Raw genomic sequence first — 17,616 nt, forward strand, 5'->3', positions numbered from 1 at the left:
GCGTTGCTGGACCGGCTCACGCATCACTGCCATATCCTTGAAACCGGCAACGACAGCTACCGGTTCAAGAACAGCTCAGCTCAACCCACCACCAAGAAGGAGTCCAAACCGAGGAAGTTACCCACAACCTGAGCCCGAGAGGCTCGAACAAGGGTGGGTCAGGATTGGACGGAAACGGTGGGTCAGGATGGCGTGGGAATCAACATTGCTGGGGGCAATTGCCGGGCGCGCTAGCCCAGGCATGGCTGGACGTGTTGCCGGCGCCACCCACGGCGCAGCTCGGGAAGGGGCGGCCGCGAGCCAGGTCGCGCAACAGCTGCCGCACGGGCGGCACGCATTCAGAAATGTTGCGCCAGCTGGGCGCCGCCAAGCACAGCAAGACCACGCAGCCATCAACGGCGTGTGCGCGCTCGGGCGCCAGCAGCGCCACGCTGATGCCGAGCGTTAGCAAGGCGGTCAGCGGCTTTGCCAAACTGTGACGAGTGGCACGTCGGTTCGGCTTGGCACCGTCGCGGGACGGGTCTACATTCCGGATCGGGTACATCACAACTAACCTCAGAGTTGGGAGCCTTGGGAGGGGCATCCCGTGGCGGCTCGTTGGGAGCCATGAAGTCAATCTAGAAGTCAAACCCACTCGGTCCGCTGCTGGATTCGGGCCGATTTCCAGCACTGCTGGTTGCAGGTCAAAAGATGCGCACGCCCTTGGCGTCCCTTGACGCACTGGTGCATCCGCACCAGATCGAGGTTCAGGAATTCAGGTCCTATGCCCTGGTCATCGACGCAAGAAGTCCCGAAGCGTTCCAGGAGGACCACATACCCGGCGCGGTCAACGTGCCGGTCGGTACCGGCGACCGCCAAGCGGGCTGGGTCGCGGCGTCGATCGGAGTCCGCGAGGCCGGGCCAGTCCTGCCCTATCTGCTCTCTGGCTCGATCGGTCACCTGCAGAAGGGTGCCGAGCTTTTGGTCTACTGTGACCGCGGCGGCCTGGACAGCCTGATCTGGGCCGAGCCGCTGAGGTCTGCGGGCTACGTCGTGGATGTTCTGGCGGGCGGCTGGTCCAGCTACCGCCGCTGGGTAGCCGCGGGCCTGGATGTGTTGCCACGAGCGCTGACGTTCCGGCCGCTCGTCGCGCCGCCGGTCAGCGGCATGTCAAAGGTCGTCAACCGGCTGTCCAAGCGCCGTGAGCAAGTGATCGATTTGCCTGCCATGGCAGGCCAGCGTCTCGTTCCTGGTTTGACATTGGCAGGTGACAAGCCTCCCGCCCAGGCCGCCTTCGAGACCGCACTGGTCGACGCCATGAGAAGGCTGGATCCACGGCGTCCCGTTTGGGTCAGGGTCAGTTTGTGCGGCCTTGGAGCCTTGGTGCTGCCGCCAGCGCTTCGCGACGCGCTGCTGAGGTCCAGCGGGGCCAGGCTCGTCGTGCCGTTGCGTGAGCGCGCAAACGCCTGGAGCGACTGCCTAAGGTCAAAAGGGGCAGGCACCGAACAGCTGCTCGCCGCCATCTCTGCGTCGACGATGCGCCCGGATAACCCAGTCCTCGAGCGATGGCGGGAACTGTCCAGCTCGGGCCAGGAAATCGAAGCCTTGTCGGAGATCATCACTGGCTACGTCGAGCACTGTAGGGAAGCTGAGAGTTGGAGCCAGGAACCCAAGGTCGTCGCGCTGCCCTCTCTAGCTCCCGAGTCCGTCGCCACGGTCGTCGATGAATGGTGCGGCAAGGATGGGTTTTGGAGCTCCGAGGCGTAGGAGCCAAGCCGCGCTGGAAGGGTCGGGGCAGTTATGTGGCGCGCGTCCTACCGCGTGCCAGGTTGGTCGAACAATCCGTAGAGCCTGGCGACGCGTGCCGCGGTCCTGCGATCCGGTACGTCCAACTTGGCGCTGATGCGCTGGAATCGGCAGTCGACGGTTTTGGGCTCGATGTTCATTTGTGCGGCGATGACCTTGCTGGAGTGACCCGCCTCTTCATGCCGCAGCAGTTCCAGATCTGCCGCAGTGACGCGTGACCTGGCCAGCAGCTCGTTGCGAATGGTGTTCTGCAGCCACCGATGCAGTTCCATGGCGAGGGCGCGGGCGAGGACGCGAATCTTTCGAAGCCCCTCGTCATCAAAGAAGCAGGAGCTATGGGATCCCAGGCAGAGCACGCCGACGCGTGAGGAACCGGCGCTGGTGGGTGCCGGTGCAATGACGGCCGAGGCGAAGCCGAGCGTGGCGGAGGTCCTGGCGAATTCCTCTTCAGCAGGAAGAAGGAGAAGCCGGCTGGCGAGCACGGGCTCGGTGTCGTGCGTGGCGTGGCGTAGCCACGGGTCTCGTTCGAACCAGTTGCGGCGAGCGTACTCTGAGGCCCACATGGGGTCGCAGGCCAGCAAGGACCGGTAGGAGGCCCGCGTCGCGTCGTCCCGCACAAAGCTCATGAATACGCCGGCGTCCGCTCCGAGCAGCACCAGAACCTGGTGGAACAGCTCGACTGCGACGTCGGCCGTCAGAGCGTCCCCTAGCTCGGGAAGGATGTTCAGAATGCGGGCGCCGTAGTCAGGCGCGCCAGCGAGCGCGGCCAGACTGAAGAGCTCACCGTTCGCTGCCGAATGCTTCATGACCTTCTCGGCGAAGCTGCTCGTAGAGCATGGGTTCGTCGAAGCGAGTTGGCTCGGCGTCGCACCAGCGCTCGAAACGGCTGACGGTCTCAAAGAGCAGAGTCTGCACAAGGCGCGCGCCCATCGGCTGGCACTGAGCCCGCTCGATCAGCAGGCCGGCATGTGTGGGGCGCAGCGCGAAGGCGACGCTGGCGTCCTTGCACGCAAGCAGGCAGGTGCCCTGCGGCGCGGCAATGCACGTCGGCGCGGCTCGCGCGCGTCGGGCGTGCAGCGCGGCTCGTTTGGGCCCGAGGGCTCTTGCGGGCTCGTCAACTTTGTCGCGGCGTCGGTGTGAGACCTGCATTGGGTCCTGGTCTATTGCCGCTGGGGCGTCGCTCGGCTGCCAATCGCTCATCCCTATCTCCTACGTGCCAATCGGCCGTCGGGCCGCTCTTGAGGGCGGCTATTCGGGCGGCGCGCAAATGCGGCCGCTGGCGAATTCCAGTTCACGCGGCAGATCGTGTCCACGACACGGCTGTATCAGAAATGTGACGACAGTTACGGATAGGCGCACCACTGTCTTGTCCCATAACGTTCCAGATGACCCGTTGCACTACCGATGTTCGTTAGGTGAAAAGGTTTTCGCGCGCTTGCATCGATGGCGTCTTCCCACACTTCAGGGTGCTGCCTCACCCATAGGAATTGGATCGCTTCGGACCTTCTGAGGCCGCGCGGGCGTCCAGGCGGGATCGTTTGGCATGAACGCGATGCGGCCCGTTGTCGAACGCGACGGCACGTTTACTAAAGGTTGCCGTGCAGTATCAAAGTTAGGCGCCGATCCCGTGCAATCTCGCCACAGGTATTGCGTCATTGCTTGCCTGTGGACGATGTGTCCGTCGACAGGAGGTCTGTATGTGGTTCGTCGTGATGCGCCCGGCGCGGCCTGATGCGCCGTTCTGGACTGGCCGGCAGTGCCTGTCGGCGATCGACGCAGTGGTGTGGCCCGCTGCCTGGATCCTTGCTCTCGCGAAGATTCCCGCGGCCACGGGCGTGTTCGGCCCGACCATGATGGCAGTCTGCGTCCTGGCCGCTTTCAGCCGGCTGCATCGCGCAATCTGCCTGAACAACCGCTATTGGTTCACCACCTGGAAGTGGGGGCGGATCGTCTTCTCGGTGTGGCTGGCCGGCCTGGTGCTGAAGGCCGCGATTGCCCTCTCCGCTTGAGCGCAGTTCAATGCGACGCGTCTGGCCGCTGTTCGAGCCACTGGTCGATGTCGGTGTCGCGCCAGCCGACGGCGCGTGGGCCGAGCCGCACGGCGAGTGGGAAGAGGCCTTGGCCCATCAGCCGATAGATGGTCGATCTTCCGAGGGCGGTTCTGCGGCGCACCGTGGGCATGCGAAGCATCACGACAGGCCGTGTCTCGCTGGCCATGGACTGAGACGCTGTGGGCGATGGGAGCTGCACTTCACGATCTCCGATGGGCGGTCATGGAAAATCTAGTGGCTCCGTGCCGTCCTGGGCGTGCTGGATTCGGGCTCGAATACCGCACTCCCAGCCGAGATTCTCTGGGCCTCAAGCCGCTCTCGACTTTCCAAGTTCCAGTTCCCATGGATGCCCCTGAACCCGTTCCGGACAGCAATGCCGCTCCCCTGGAAGAGTTGATCAAGGTCGCCGGTGACCTGGATGACCTCACCCAGGCCATCTTGAAGGCCACCCCTGAATCCAAGCCGTGGCAGCGCCAGTTGCTGTCCCATTTGCGCGAGTTGGAGCGAGGCGTTCAGGTTCTTCGGCTGACGATTTCGCTGAAGCGCAGCAGCGATGAAATCTCAGACGCGATCGAGTCCATCCGTCGAACCCTGCGTACTGCGAACACTTACATAGCCTCGGGACGGGCCAACATGGGAACGAAGGCGGCCGTCCGCTTCGCACTTGAACTTGGTCAGCGGCTAGAGCTTTCGGTGCCGGCTGCTACGCGTGCAGCCTGATCGCTTCAAAGCCGGCATGAGCTATCTGAAGACTCTCGTGCTCGTGTTGAGCTCCGTCGTCGCGCTTGACGCGCTGGCCTGGGGCGCGGATGCGCATCGTTTGATCGCGGAGCTGGCCGAGCGACAGCTGATGCCGTCCACGCGAGCAGAAGTAGACCGGCTGTTGAGCCTGGAGCCGGGCGCCAGCATGGTGTCGGTCTCGACGTGGGCGGACGAGATCCGTCGACGCGTCACTGCGCCGTTGCACTATGTCAATCTGCCTGAGGACGACTGCACCTATGTGGCGCGTGCCGGTCCCTTGCTGGAGAGGTACCACCTCTGGCTGCAAGGTGTACTGACGCAGGTGTCGACGAAGTCGGAACTGGCCAAGGCCGCTCGCTACAGCCTGGCACGCTGGAAGGCGTTGACGCGCTACGTGGACGACGGCCGCATCGAGATCGACAACTCGGCGGCCGAGCGCGCGCTGCGCGGCGTGGCGCTCGGGCGCGGCAACTACCTGTTCATGGGTTCGAACGCGGGTGGTGAGCGTGCGGCGTCGATGTACAGCTTGATCGAGACCGCCAAGCTCAACGGGCTTGACCCGGAGGCGTATCTGCGCGACGTGCTGCTGCGCATTGCCGACCATCCGGTGAACTGCATCGACGAGCTGCTGCCCTGGAACATCGCCAGCCAGGACGCCGACGAAGAAGTGCGCGCGGCGGCATGAGCGGGCCGAGCATCGATCCACGGCTGCTGGACGTCCTTCACCAGGCCAGCAGCCTGGAGCTGTTCCAGCTCAGCACGCTGATCGAGCGACTGCTGGCCGACCCGCGACGCATCATCGCGGTCCGCAAGGACATGCACCTGGGCCAGACGGTGCGCTTCCTCGACTGGCGCGATGGCAGCCTGCGTGAAGGCAAGGTCGTGGCCCTGCGCGACACCCAGGTCACGCTGCAAGACCTGCGCGAGCGCCGGGAGTGGAAGCTGCCCTATGCGGCCATCGAGCCGCCGGCTCCCAACGCTGCGGCGCGACAGACCGAAGCCGCGCCAGCACCCGCAGCACCCCGACCCACGCGCAACGACTTCCGCTGCGGCGAGAAGGTCGCCTTCGAGGACAAGTACCTCAACACAGTCGTCGGCACCATCGTGCGCATCAACGAGCGCACCGCCAGCATCGATCCGGGCGACGGCACCAAGTGGCGCGTGGGCTTCGGGTTGCTGCGCCACGTGCTCGACATCTGAGCTACTGCGCTTCGGTCAAGAGGGCCGTCAGGCCGCGCTTACGCTTCCCCCGGGTCGACGGGCGGCAAAGACCATCGCTGTTGCGTGCCGCGCAATGTCGACCTGCTCACAGACGCGCTGACTACGCCAACCTGAAGGGTGCCGTGCGCGAGCCGCGAAGCACTCTGGCCACCTTCCGCCGAGCGGACCTCAAGCTTCATCGACGCTTGCGGGTAGGAAATCGGCGGCGGTCGCAGGCCACAGGAGCCGACTTCCCGTCCAGGTCGTGTTTTCGAGATCGGCAACGAGCATTCGGATGAAGTCCTCATGGCTCGCCGCGATCACCGTCTTTTCGTCCTTACCTCTGCGAAATCTAATGACTCGTCCCACCGCGCCCTCGGCGTCGGGTTCAAAGGCCGATGTAGTTGCCGATGGTGTCGTGCCCTATCGCCAGCCACTCACGGGCGACAAATGGGCGAATGAGGATGGCCGACCCCTCCCATATGGGACGGCGTTCTTCTCCCACATAGAAGTACCTGCTCTCCTTCCAGAGGGACCGAATCTCGCTGATGCACAACCACTTGTGCCCGTAAAGCAGCTGGGGCCCATAGATTTCCCCGTCATGAATCTGCATCAGTGAGCTGACGCTTCGTGGCAGCTTGTGGCCAATGAAGTTCTGCAACGCAAAAATGTCACCAACCGTCGCACTAGGATTCAACCAAGCCCGACCCGTCGTTGGATAGTTCTTTTCGCTCAGGATGCGCTTGATCTCAGTCCAGGCGTTCAACACGGTGCCACTTCTAAAAGAATCTGAGGGCGCCCGCTGTGGGCGATTTTTTCCGGAGGTATTTCGCTTGCGATGTGGCCTAGGAGCGGGCAAAGCGGCGAAGTTGACGTCATATTTTGACTTATACCGTGGCCAGGGTGAGCCGCAACGCTCAACGGCCAAGACGCCACCAAGGAAGTTGACAAAACTTCCCCTGCCGACACTGAATCGCCCCGGCAATGAACTGCCCCCAGAAGTTGGACTTCAGCTGGCCCTGGCCGGCCGACTGACAACGCCACTGTCGAAAGCTCAGACGGGCCCGAGGGGCGTCTGGGCCGTAGCCACAATGATGTCGGCAGACGCCGTGCGGCGCCCCTCGATGACCACGCGGCCATCTGGGAGCGGGCCGCGCCAGCGGACGCTGAACTCCCGATTGCTGGACGAAAAGGGAACGTGGCAGCGTGCCGATGGGGTGAGTAACCTCACCGCCGCGCATGTGAAACACTTGACGCCGTTGCTCGGCGGTTTGAAGACGAAGAGGCGAGAGTTTCGATAGCGGACGATGCTCGCCTGAGCGCTGGTGACCAAGCGCCCAGGCGACTCAAAGGCGCTAAAGCGCGTTGGCTACCACCTTCATCGCAATGTCGAAGACGTGGGGGTTACCTGTGTCGCCGAAAGGCACATCGCTGCCAGTACCAAAGGATGCCATCGCGGAGGTCAGGCTGGCTGCTGCCGAATCTGTGCCGGTGAAGACGCTCTTCGGCTTGGGAGGTGGGGCCAACAGCGACTGCAGATAGGCTTCATCCCAAACAGTGCCATCCGAAAACTCGATTTGCTCGACGTGATTTTCGGAGCCAGCGCCCCAACCATAGATAGTGATCTGGTCGGCACCTCCGGCGAGCGTCAGCTGAAGATCCCCCTCGCTGTCGAGCTGGACTGCAACTGCCGATGCGTCGATCCCGGCGCCAAAGCGGACCGTGTCGACGTTTCCGCTGGTGGCGTCTGCATCGATGATGGTGTCGCTGCCGTCACCGGCATTGAACTCATAGACATCGTTACCTGCGAACCCCGCCAGCGTGTCGTTGCCGCCGTTGCCGCGGAACAGTTCGGCACCATCCGTGCCTTGCAGGTTGTCGTCATTGCTGCCTCCCTCAATTAATGTGGGCCCTTGCGGCGGTTGCGGTTCTGTCAAGGACGCCAAGTAGGCGCTGCCCCAGATCGTCCCGTCTGCGAACTCGACCTTCTCGATGCGATTAGCCGCACCGCTGGCCCAGCCCTGAACGGTGATCTGGTCCGCGCCGCCGGCAATGGTCAGTTGCAGATCGCCCGCCGCGTCCACCTGCACAGAGATTGAACTGGCGTCGATGCCCGTCCCGAACCTGACGGTGTCGACATTGCCCTTCGTGCCGTCGACGTCAATGATGACGTCGTGCCCATCACCGACGTTGAATAGATAGATGTCGTTGCCGGCTTGGCCTTCCAACGTATCGTCGGCGCCGTTGCCCTGAAATACGTCGCCTTGGTTGGTACCGACCAGATGATCAGCTTTGCTGCCCCCGCTGATGGGATCGGACGGAGGAGGGTTGCCAGCGTTCAGCAGGGACTCCAGATAGCTTTGGTTCCAAGCCGTCCCGTCAGCAAACTCGATGCGCTCAATTTGATCTGCGGCGCCGGTCGTCCAGTCTTTCACAGTGACCTGCCCCCCGCCGTTGGCCACAGTCAACACGAGGTCGCCGTTTACGACCGATACCGAAACGTCTTGAGCCGCCACATCACCGCCGAAGCGCACGACGTCGAAGTTGCCGGCGGTGGCATCGTGATCAATGATCGTGTCGCTACCCCCGTGAAGGTCGTATTCGTCGTAGATGTCGTTGCCGGAAAAACCCTCTAAGGTGTCGGAGCCGGCACCCCCACGGAACAGGTCCATGCCAGTTGTGCCAGAAAGGTGGTCGTCGCGCTTGGTGCCGACAATTTCAATAACCGGTGGAGGCGCATTGCCCACGATCGCGGAGATGGTGCTTGAGTTCCATGTTGTGCCGTCAGCGAACTCCATGCTCTCGATGACCATGCTGCCTTCGGCTTGGGCCCAGCCTTTGACCAGGATGCCGTCGCCGGCGTCCAAGGCTCCGACGTGGATCACCAAGTCACCGTCTGCCCCCCAAGAGACCGTGACGTCCCCGGGCGAAATACCGGTGCCAAAGCGAATGATGTCCAGTGAGCCGCTGGCGTCCTCCAGCGTATCCATGCCATCGCCCGTGTTGAACACATAGGTGTCGTTGCCACCGGCGTCCATGATGTGATCAGAGCCTTGTTGCCCAAGGATCGTGTCGTTGCCACTACCCAGGACGATCAGGTCGTCTCCAGTAGTGCCCAACACCGGCAGAGTCCAGTATAAAGAATCTATCTGGCTTCCCGGCAACTCGGTCCCATTACTGAACTTGTAAGTCGCCGGGCGCGACAAGCTGCTCATTTGCCAGTCGGCCAGCGTTAGAACGTCATCGCCCCCATTAACGGAAATGCGCAGATCACCATTGCTGATGCGATAAAAGGAAAGGTCGCCAGACGTGATGCCGACGCCAAACTCGATGGATTGCATCGCTTCGCCGTTGAACAGAAAGTTCCCAGCCGTCGACCGCCCATCGCCTCTGCTGAAGACGAAGATCGTGTTGGCCAAAGAACCCGACTCRCTCCACTCAGTCACAGCAACTCCATGACCATCGGAAACTCGCTTCTCCTGCAGTCGTCCCGATTCGTAGAATGATTGCGTGACCACCGACCCCATCGAGAGGTCGTTTTCGGTACGGCTGCTAATCCCACCACCCGGACGATAGACATAACTTGTGATCGAGTTGCCGAATATTCCGGAGGTCACCGTCTTCTTGGTCCTGCCTGCCTCGTCGAACTCCACTGACATCAGACCTCCGTAGCCGCTGGTCACCGTCTCAGACTGTTTGACGCCCGTTGCTGAGTAACTTTGCGTGGTGATGAATTCGCCGTCGCTGTATTCACGCTCATCGCTAACAAACTGATGGTTATTGTCATAAATGATCTTCTTTCGGCCTCCGTCTGCGGTCGTCGAAATCAGTTGCTGCCAGCCGTTTTCATCTTCAGTGACGTCGGCATCGGAAATCTTGATCCCGAACTCATCGTAATCGATTCTGCTTCTCAGTTTCCCGTCGATGTACTCCTCAGTGAATTGGATCGCCCCATCGCCGTAAAAGCCTGCACTTGAGCGAATGTGACCATCGTCAAAAATCACGATCGATGACAGTCGCCCGTTGGGGTAGTACTGTTGCTCGATCCTCTCGCGACCGCTATCTGCGATGAGCGTTTTAGCGATTGCGATGCCAGTAGCTGAATAATCTGTACGTGCGATGCCTGACGAAGAAAGCCACCCTTCGTTGTCGAAGCGATCGAAGGAGACGACTCTATTACCGTTGGCATTAAAAATCGTCAGGCCCGAACCCCAATAGATTACATCGTGGCTATAAACGCCTAACGGCACATCGATGGACCTATCTTGAACGAATGTCTCACCATTGGCAAGAGTGACCGTGGAGCGAACAATGCCCTCGGCGTTGCGAACCTCTCTTGTAAGCGTTGCACCGAAAGGAATCTGTGTCGTGGTCGTTTCAATATCTGGGAGGACGGGCGCGATGGGGCCGTGAGATATGGTCTTACCGGGCACCTCGTTGGTCCAGTATTCCCATGCCGCATGCCCGGGGTGCCACACGAGATGTCGATAGATGCCGCCCATCGGCCCATCAATCGCCTCCCATTGAAGAACGCCATCGGCGTCATACTGGGCCTGCCGCCCGGTCCCATCTCCCGGCGTTGAAAATGCGTCAGTCCAGCCGTTGGAAAACGTAGTTGTACGAGTTACCTCTCCCGTCACCAAATTGCTGATGGTATGGGCGTTTGTTGAGTGATGCCACTGCCCCTCCACGAAAATGGCGTCCGGGCCCGGCCACAAGTCCTCGGTTTGTAGATTCCCCTCGACCTTCACACGCCGGACTACATCCCCCTCTAAATACTCTTCCACAAGCTCAAGCTTATGGCCCGCGCTATATTTTGTCTTCTTCTTCAGTTCACCTTGGGCGTCATAAACAAGCGAAACGCCCGATCGATCGGCCTTGATCGTGATGTATTGGCCCGCAATCTCCACGTTTTTCATAGTTCCATCGGCGTACAAGACACCGATAGAACCATCACCGTTGAGCTTCTCGACGGATCCGTCCGCTTTGATGGACGTGCCGTCTGAAAAATCGACTGTCTTGTCCAAATTGATGGTTTTTACCAGCCCGTCAGGGGTGGTCTCTTCAAGGGTGCCATCAGGCCTGTACTCAACGATATGAGAACCGTTCTCTAAGTACTGCGTTTCAATAATGGTTCCATCAGCCGTATGGGAAGTTTCTGCCGTAATGTTCCCCGTGGACGGGTCGAAAAGCTTGATGACGACAGAATCGTTATCAATCTCCGCCTGAGCAGACGGCCCGCCCGCTCCCGGGGGAGCCACCGTAATCAAAAGGTCCGCGTCCCCAAATTCCAGTCCAATAGTCGAGTTATCGGCCAGCGTCGCGAGTAAGTCCGTTGGAGTCCCTGTAGCTCGTGCGACAACCGAGCCACTTTCATCAGTGAACGAGTATTCGTCCCCGCTCTGGAAAATTCCGGCAAATTTGCTTACCGCATCTCGAATGGCTGACGAGGCTTCCGGGTCCAATGGCTTGAACGGCGCAGTCTTGTAGCCATTGATCACTAGATACTTGATGAAGTTTTCCATCTTGTGGGCGTCGACCGCTGGCAGCAAGGCAGAAACGGCAGCGCCAGCCGTACCGCCCAGCAGGGGGCCCCGGAGGGTGCCCATGATCGCCTGGAATTTTGATTGGGCGGCGAAGGGACTCTTTATCATCTGCACGTTTTTACTCAGGTATCCGTTCCCACGGAAGCCCGAGTAATAGCCAGTGGCGACGTCGCCTTCGACAAATGCCAGTTGGAAGTCGTATTGACTCCGGTATTCATAGAGCCTTCCTGCTGGTAGGGGGCTAAGCACTTGAGGTGAATATGGCAGCGAGTTCTGACCGAATCCGGGCAGCATGTGCTCGATGGCAAAGTTTTGAGCCATCGCCCCGCCCAAGCTATGGCCCGTCGTGAAAACGCGATAGTCCTTGTATTGACTAAGAGCGGCGGTATTTTGAAGCAGACTGAGATACGCGGAAGCCTTGCCCGCAAGCTTTAAATATTCCGTGTATCCCTGGTCGCTCGGCGCAAGATCCGAAAGGAAATTTCCTAGTTTGTCAGAGCCTTTAAAAGCGAATGCAATCTCGTGCGTTGAGTCGTTGGCAAAAACGCGAAACTCATTCTCATACTTGGAGGAAGTGCTGGTATCAAAATAGTCGATGCCACTAATGGTTTGAATCAGCTCGCTCAGATCGCTCCAGCCAGCGGGCAGATCAGTGGCTGTCAATAAGGGTTGCGTATATGCGGCTTTGGAAAGTTTCGCTGCTTGAAGTTGGTCGATGCTCATCTAGTGCTCCCTGGTGAGTTAATTCCGGACTTGAATGACAGAAATAATCGGTCCAATAAATCCGGAGCCCGAATTGGACCCGATCGAGAATCTCAATGCGGCGAACTCGGAACCTCCCAAAAGGGGTACGACCGCCGCTATGTCGACTGACAGGCCGCCAGCTTCAAAACGCTGAAGCGCACTCGTCTTCAGATCGCTGCTGATTGCCGAAGCGGCCGCTGTGTATTCATTGGCGCTAATCGATGCATGCCCGAACTGCGCCAAAGCGCCAGTTTTCAAGACGTATGCAGCCGCAGCGCCGATGACTTTTGTGGTAACCATTAACGCGCCTCTGGAGTTGAGGTCTTCCCCGAACATGAGAACTTCTGATCCAGGGCCTTCGTTCGACGAAATCAGCCGAATCTGATCGTCAGGCGGAACCGACCTGACAAAGACAACGTCGGCTGGCACGGCGACGCGGTGGGTTTGTCCGTTGGCCCCATCTGTCATCCGCAGGCCGGTTTTGATGGACGACGTCGATGGGTCCCGGAACTTCTCGATGGTTGCGATCCTTCCGTCGGCACGAAGCTCGAACGAGTCAGGGCCATACGACTCAGTGAGCACCCGTTCCCAACGGGGAGTCGAATCGGACTTGTACGCGCTGATCCAGGTCAACCGTTCAGCACCTCCGCCCTTGCGTACGCGCTCAGATCTACCTACGAGAACAAAGCCCTCGCTGTCTTTGGCGCAGCCGATCAGCGATGTGTCGTTGAATGCCACTCCGTCAGTCTCGGCAGGCCCGAAGACCTGCTCGGCCTGCAACTCGCCCCGGCTATTGAGGCGTGTCAATACGGCCTGACGCACCTGCCTACCTGCTTTGGGCTTGCTGATTGATCCGCAGGCAAGGACGTCGCCAGTCGCAAGCGCAATGACCCCGACATAACCTGAGCGTGGATCCAAGAACCGTGCCGAGTCCTCGGCGCCGCTATACGTCCAGGCGATCTTTCCCTGCTTGTCCACTTTGGACACCCAGCTCGTCTTCATGCCTCGTGCGATCCCCGCGACCACGTAACCGTCGGCCGCGACGTCGATCGCCTTCGGCTCATGTGGGCTGGGAAACGGAAGCAAGATCTCTTGCTTCACTTTGATGTCCAGCGCCCATGCGCTGCTAGTCGTTCCCGCAGCCAACGCGACCGCAACAGTGCATTGGAGAAGAACGCGTAAGTTGATATTCATCATCATTTCGGTCCGGTGGTGCCTAAAGGCAAAGTCAGCGCTCTTTCAAGCTCTCGTCCAGGTGCTGTTGCACCGGGCTGAGCAAGTAGTCGATGACTCGACGCTTGCCGGTCTTGATTTCGGCAGTGAGGTTCATGCCCGGTGCAAGCTTGATGCGCTTGCCGTCGACGTTGAGGACCGACTGGTTGAGCACCAGACTGGCCGGGAAGATGGCACCGCGCTTCTCGTCCTGCACGGCGTCGGCCGTGATGCTCTGAACGCTTGCCTGCACGGTGCCGCAGCGCGTGTAGGGGAAGGTCTCGAGCTTGATGGTGGCGTCCTGGCCCTGGCGCACAAAGCCTACGTCCTTGTTCTCCAGCACCACCTCGGCAGTGACCTCGGCGTCCTCAGGCACCAGGACAAGCAGCACCTGCGCTGGCGTGACCACGCCTCCGGCCGTGTGGACAGCGAGCTGCTGCACGGTGCCAGCGACGGGCGCCGTCAGCCGCGTGAGCTCGTTGCGCTTGTCGGCCTTGGTGCCTTCCTCCGCGAGCTGGCGCGTCTTCAACCCAGCCTGGGATTCACGGTCCTTGAGCGTGCGCAGTGTCTCGGCGCGATAGGCGTTGAGGCTTTGCTCGGTCTCCGTGAGTGCCGCCTTGGCTTCCTGAAGCCGGGCCTGCGCCGTCGCGAGGTCGCGCTCAAGCTCAATGCGTTCGCGGGTGCGGTCCTGGCCGGCATGGTTGGCAATGAAGCCCTGCTCAGTCAGCGACTTGAAGTCCTTCTCGCGCTGCTGGGCCAGCGGCAGCGTGGTTTGCAGCTTGGCGACGGCCTGCTCGGCGGTAGCGATCTCCGCCCGGCGCCTTGCCGCCTCAGCTGCAAACTTGGCCAGCTTGGCGCTGATGTCGGACCATTCACTTTGCAGCTGGGTCTGCACGCCGGCTCGATCTGCTGCACCGAGTCCGTTCAGTGACTGGCTGCCGAGGCTGGGGGCTCCTCCGAGGGTCAGCGCGGCCAGCAGCGCCTGGGTGCGAAGGGCCTCGGCCGTGGCCGAGCTGAGCTCCTCGCCGACGCGGTTGCTGTCTGCAGCGGTGAGGGTGCTGTCCAGCTCGATCAGCAGGTCGCCTGCCTTCACCTTGTCGCCATCCTTCACGTGGATGGCCTTGACGACGCTGGTCTCCAGTGGCTGCAGGGTCTTGCTGCGTTGGCTGACGACGATGCGCCCCTGCGCCACGGCAACGATGTCGATATGGCCGAAGCAGGCCCACAGCAGCCCGATGGTGAAGAGCGCGCAGATGGCGATGATGGCGCGGCGGGGCGCCGGGTGGGGGGGCGTCTCCTGCAACGAGATGGCTGCGGGCAGGAAGGCGCGCTCGTCGAGCATGCGCTTGGGGCCGGCCAGCTCGTCGCGGCGGTCCCAGGCCGCCTTGAAGATGGCGCGGTAGCGGTTCAGCAGTTCGATGACGGGGTGGCGCGGGGTCTCAGCCTGGACCACTTCGGGCGTGTCAGGAGTCATGGTGCTGGTCGTGCTCATGCTGCACCTCCTGCGGAGCCATCCTGCATGCGCCACAGATGGGCATACAGACCTTGGGACTTGGCGAGGAGTTCGTCGTGGTTGCCCATCTCGACGATGCGGCCCTTGTCCATCGCAATGATGCGATGGGCATGGCGGACGGCGCTCAGGCGGTGGGCAATGATGAAGACCGTGCGGCCCTGGCAGATGGCGCGCATGTTCTTCTGGATGATGGCTTCGCTCTCGTAGTCCAGCGCGCTGGTGGCTTCGTCGAAGATCAGGATGCGCGGCTGGCTGAACAGCGCTCGGGCGATGGCGATGCGCTGGCGTTGGCCGCCGGACAGGCTGCTGCCCTGCTCACCCACGACGGTGTCGTAGCCCTGGGGAAGCTCGGTGATGAACTCGTGCGCGCCCGCCAGTTTGGCGGCGTGGATGACGGCATCCAGCGGGGCTGCGGGATCGGCGATGGCAATGTTCTCGCGCACGCTGCGGTTGAAGAGCATGTTCTCTTGCAGCACGACGCCGACCTGGCGGCGCAGCTGGGCGGCGTCGATCATGGCGATGTCGTGGCCGTCGACCATCACGCGGCCACTCTCGGGCACGTACAGGCGCTGGATGAGCTTGGTCAGCGTGCTCTTGCCCGAGCCGCTGCGGCCGACGATGCCAATGATCTCGCCGGGGCGCACGTCCAGGCTGACGCCGTGCAGCACGGGTTGCGCATCCGGGCGGTAGCGAAAGGTCAGCGTGTCCAATGTCACGCGGCCCTGCAGGCGCGGCAGCGGGCTCACGCTTTGCGGAGGCAGCTCGGTGCGGGTGTTGAGGATGTCACCCAGGCGCTCCATCGACAGGCCGGTCTGCTGGAAGTCAGTCCACATCTGCGCGATGCGCATGATGGGCTGAGCCACGCGGCCGGCGAACATGTTGAAGGCGACGAACATGCCGACGCTCAGGGAGCCTTCCATCACCAGGTGGGCGCCGTACCAGAGGGTGGCGGCGTTGACGGCCTTGCCGATCAGGTTGATGCCTTCGTGGCCGTACTGGGCCAGGGTCTGGGTGCGAAGTGACGCGCTGACGTAGGCGGCGAGCTGCTCGTCCCAGCGGCGGGCCATCTGGGGCTCCAGCGCGCTCGCCTTGACGGTCTGGATGCCGGTGACGGTCTCCACCAGGAGGGACTGGTTCTCGGCGCCGCGGGCGAACTTCTCGTTCAGGCGGCCGCGCAGCACGGGCACGATGGTGACGCTGAGCAGCAGGTACAGCGGCAGCGACGCCAGCACGATCAGCGTCAGCGGCACGCTGTAGGCAAACATCACGGCGATGAAGATCACCGAGAAGGCGACGTCTAGCACCAGGGTCAACGCGTTGCCGGTGAGGAACTGGCGGATGTTTTCCAGCTCGCGCACGCGGGCCACCGAGTCGCCCACACGGCGTGCCTGGAAGTAGGCCAGCGGCAGGTTGAGCAAGTGCCTGAAGAGACGGGCGCCCAGCTCGACATCGATACGGCTCGTGGTGTGGCTGAAGACGTAGGAGCGCAGCACGGTCAGCGCACTCTCGAACACCATGATGACCGCGAGGCCGATCACGATCACGTCCAGGGTCGTCACGCCCTTGTGCACCAGCACCTTGTCCATCACCACCTGGAAGAACAGCGGTGACACCAGCGCGAAGAGCTGCAGGAACAGCGACACCAGCAGCACCTCGCCCAGCAGCTTGCGGTGCTTGACGATGCTGGGAATGAACCAGGAGAAGTCGAATTTGGCCAGCGCGCCAGCCACGCTCGCGCGGCTCGTGACGAGAATGAGTTCGCCGCTCCATTGGCCGGCGAAGACCTCCAGCGGCTCGATGGTCGGGCGCGCAGCCTGGGCGCCATCGGCGGCGACGGCGGAGGGGTCCATGAACAGGACGCGCTGGCCATCACACTGGGCCAAAACCACAAGGCGGCCGTCGTTCATGACAGCCAAGGCCGGCAAGGGGGCCAGCGTCAGGCGCTCGGCGGAGCTTTGCGAGGGCTTAGCCTTCAAACCTAGGTGCTTGGCGGCCAGCAGCAGATCTTGGCGAGAAACGGCGTCGTTTTCACCCAAGCCCAGCTCATGGCGAAGCGCGTGCGGCTCCGCAGCTACGTGGTGTAGCCGCGCGAGGACGGCAAGCGCCTGCAAAGCGTTGCCCGGCGGTGCGGTGGACTGGCTGCTATCCCCCTGGGCCTCGCGAGCAGTTGTTGGCGGCAGGGCTTCGCCTTCGGCCGGCTCCGAAGCCGGTCGGCTGACTGACAGGTTCATGGGGGATTGGTGTGCCCGTTGGCTGGGCTTAACGCTTCTTGACGGGCCGAATTGTCAGGAAAAGTAGTGGCATTTCCGCGGTACTAATCCTCGAACTGAGGGGGCTGTCGAACGAGACAGGCGGGCCTGGGAAGATTCACGTCCAAGTCTTCGCCGGCGTCTCTGCCGCTCAGGATCCAACTGAGAATGTTTACGCGAACTAACCCTGTACATGAAGTGAAGCGGGCGCCCAGAAATATTTTCGCGCACCACTTAGTTGTTTGGCCGAATGCGTCCCCGACATCAAGACGCGTTGAGGTCCAGGCGTCTTGAGTGATGTACCGTATCGGCGATGACATCTGCACTTGCGCCGAGCAGATGTGATGGCGCTGGGCAGGTTGCAACGCGGACTGCGCCGCAGTTCATCGGCAGGAACATTCCGGCCTCTGCTTCGAAGACCAGGAGTCCCGACCTGCGGCGCTACGGGGGACTGCACCAAATGTTGAGCCAGCGGCGTCAGGGACGCTGGAGCATCTGACACCGCGCTGCGTTGGGCTGGACTCCACCTCCCCTTCAAAACCAATCGATGCCTCTGCGCCATGGGCTCGTTGCCA

General features: G+C 61.6%; 14 protein-coding genes and 2 pseudogenes. 9 read left to right on the top strand and 7 right to left on the bottom strand.

What is annotated here, in order from left to right; translation table 11 throughout:
- From ACXJKJ_RS26225 to ACXJKJ_RS26235, 3 genes are all read left to right on the top strand, one after another.
- A partial coding sequence (locus ACXJKJ_RS26225) for an ATP-binding protein (protein WP_457393729.1) occupies positions 1–132 on the top strand: 132 nt, incomplete at its 5' end.
- Positions 133–344: 212 nt separating this feature from the next.
- Entirely contained in the window at positions 345–479 is a 135-nt protein-coding gene (locus ACXJKJ_RS26230) for a hypothetical protein (RefSeq protein ID WP_457393695.1), read from the top strand.
- A gap of 211 nt (positions 480–690) precedes the next feature.
- Positions 691–1,746, top strand: a complete 1,056-nt coding sequence (locus ACXJKJ_RS26235; RefSeq protein ID WP_457393697.1) for a rhodanese-like domain-containing protein — start codon at positions 691–693, stop codon at positions 1,744–1,746.
- Between the two features lie 47 nt (positions 1,747–1,793).
- On the opposite strand, the gene ACXJKJ_RS26240 is transcribed toward ACXJKJ_RS26235, so the two are convergent.
- Entirely contained in the window at positions 1,794–2,591 is a 798-nt protein-coding gene (locus ACXJKJ_RS26240) for an autoinducer binding domain-containing protein (RefSeq protein ID WP_457393699.1), read from the bottom strand.
- Here ACXJKJ_RS26240 and ACXJKJ_RS26245 point away from each other — a divergent pair.
- Positions 2,590–2,925 carry a hypothetical protein gene (locus ACXJKJ_RS26245; RefSeq protein WP_457393701.1) on the top strand — a complete coding sequence of 112 codons (336 nt, stop codon included), beginning with the start codon at positions 2,590–2,592 and terminating at the stop codon, positions 2,923–2,925. The genes ACXJKJ_RS26240 and ACXJKJ_RS26245 overlap by 2 nt on opposite strands.
- Before the next feature lie 557 nt (positions 2,926–3,482).
- Positions 3,483–3,794, top strand: coding sequence for a hypothetical protein (locus ACXJKJ_RS26250; protein ID WP_457393703.1), 312 nt, complete (start codon positions 3,483–3,485; stop codon positions 3,792–3,794).
- 7 nt (positions 3,795–3,801) lie between these two features.
- Here the strand turns inward: ACXJKJ_RS26250 and ACXJKJ_RS26255 are convergent, their stop codons facing one another.
- Positions 3,802–4,002 (bottom strand): helix-turn-helix transcriptional regulator, encoded by a 201-nt coding sequence (locus ACXJKJ_RS26255; RefSeq protein WP_457393731.1) that lies wholly within the window; start codon positions 4,000–4,002, stop codon positions 3,802–3,804.
- A gap of 176 nt (positions 4,003–4,178) precedes the next feature.
- Between ACXJKJ_RS26255 and ACXJKJ_RS26260 the strand changes: the two genes are divergently transcribed.
- The 4 genes and pseudogenes from ACXJKJ_RS26260 to ACXJKJ_RS26275 all read left to right on the top strand — a co-directional run bounded on the left by ACXJKJ_RS26260 (position 4,179) and on the right by ACXJKJ_RS26275 (position 5,777).
- A complete protein-coding gene (locus tag ACXJKJ_RS26260; protein WP_457393705.1) occupies positions 4,179–4,556 on the top strand; it encodes a hypothetical protein in 378 nt (125 codons plus the stop codon).
- A 16-nt stretch (positions 4,557–4,572) separates the two neighbouring features.
- Positions 4,573–4,815, top strand: a pseudogene (locus ACXJKJ_RS26265) (S1/P1 nuclease); the annotation flags it as partial.
- Positions 4,816–4,842: 27 nt separating this feature from the next.
- Positions 4,843–5,262, top strand: a pseudogene (locus tag ACXJKJ_RS26270) (IS66 family transposase); the annotation flags it as partial.
- Positions 5,259–5,777, top strand: a complete 519-nt coding sequence (locus ACXJKJ_RS26275) for a hypothetical protein (RefSeq protein ID WP_457356024.1) — start codon at positions 5,259–5,261, stop codon at positions 5,775–5,777. The pseudogene ACXJKJ_RS26270 and the gene ACXJKJ_RS26275, both read left to right, overlap by 4 nt.
- A 388-nt stretch (positions 5,778–6,165) precedes the next feature.
- On the opposite strand, the gene ACXJKJ_RS26280 is transcribed toward ACXJKJ_RS26275, so the two are convergent.
- The 5 genes from ACXJKJ_RS26280 to ACXJKJ_RS26300 form a co-directional block, all read right to left on the bottom strand.
- Positions 6,166–6,546: an SMI1/KNR4 family protein gene (locus ACXJKJ_RS26280; protein WP_457393707.1), complete on the bottom strand. Its 381-nt coding sequence runs from the start codon at positions 6,544–6,546 to the stop codon at positions 6,166–6,168.
- Between the two features lie 586 nt (positions 6,547–7,132).
- On the bottom strand, positions 7,133–12,046 hold the full coding sequence (locus ACXJKJ_RS26285) for a calcium-binding protein (RefSeq protein ID WP_457393709.1): 4,914 nt from the start codon (positions 12,044–12,046) through the stop codon (positions 7,133–7,135).
- Positions 12,047–12,064: 18 nt separating this feature from the next.
- Positions 12,065–13,264 carry a hypothetical protein gene (locus tag ACXJKJ_RS26290; protein ID WP_457393711.1) on the bottom strand — a complete coding sequence of 400 codons (1,200 nt, stop codon included), beginning with the start codon at positions 13,262–13,264 and terminating at the stop codon, positions 12,065–12,067.
- 31 nt (positions 13,265–13,295) lie between these two features.
- Positions 13,296–14,771, bottom strand: coding sequence for an HlyD family type I secretion periplasmic adaptor subunit (locus ACXJKJ_RS26295; protein ID WP_457393713.1), 1,476 nt, complete (start codon positions 14,769–14,771; stop codon positions 13,296–13,298).
- Positions 14,768–17,023, bottom strand: coding sequence for a type I secretion system permease/ATPase (locus ACXJKJ_RS26300; protein ID WP_457393715.1), 2,256 nt, complete (start codon positions 17,021–17,023; stop codon positions 14,768–14,770). Before ACXJKJ_RS26300 ends, ACXJKJ_RS26295 begins: the two co-directional genes overlap by 4 nt.
- Positions 17,024–17,616 lie beyond the last annotated feature (593 nt).

It is taken from the genome of Roseateles sp. P5_E1 (genome assembly GCF_054049335.1).